The organism is Bradyrhizobium sp. UFLA05-153 (genome assembly GCF_054185185.1).
The window spans coordinates 1-666 of sequence record NZ_JBBIAM010000346.1 but is presented as its reverse complement, the minus strand read 5'-3'; the positions used below and the strand labels follow the sequence as shown (position 1 = coordinate 666).

At 66.8% G+C, this 666-nt stretch carries 1 protein-coding gene; it reads left to right on the top strand.

The genetic code is table 11. The features are described 5' to 3' along the window. Nucleotides 1–666 (top strand): B12-binding domain-containing radical SAM protein (locus Q2941_RS51805; RefSeq protein WP_458197570.1); only part of this gene is annotated, 666 nt, incomplete at both ends.

Genomic DNA, 666 nt, shown 5'->3' with positions numbered 1-666 from the left:
TCCAGACGGCGTGCGGGCGAAATGGGGCCGTTCGAACTACCTCCCGCTCGCCCTCGGCATGATCCTCGCCCATCTCCGCGCCGCCGATGGCGGTGCGCTGGCCAGTCACTACAACTTTGTCGAGCGCTTCGTCATCGATGTCGACGGTCTCGAGGACGCCATCCTCACCCATGGTCCCGGCATTGCGCTCTTCTCAGATTACGAGTGGAACCTCGATGCCAATCTCCTCATGTCCGAGGCACTTAAGGCCGCCGATCCGGCCTTCCTCTGTGTCCACGGCGGTCCCAGCGCGCCTAAATACGAGGTTGGCTGCGCCCGCTTCATGGCCGAGCATCCCCATGTGGACGTGGTGGTCCGCGGCGAGGGCGAAGAGACGGCGCGAGCGCTGCTGACGGCGCTCGCCGAGCGGTGGCCGCATCGCTCGTTGGCGGCGCTGGCGGAGGTCCCTGGTCTGACCTTCCGTGGCGACGACGGCCAACCGGTGCGCACCCCCGACCGCCCGCGGATCACTGATCTCGACATCCTCCCCTCGCCCTACCTGACGGGTGTATTCGACGGCTTGAGTGCGCTGGGCACGCTGATGGCGGTGATCGAAACGAACCGCGGCTGCCCCTACAGCTGCACCTTCTGCGACTGGGGCTCGGCGACCCAGTCGAAGGTCCGCCA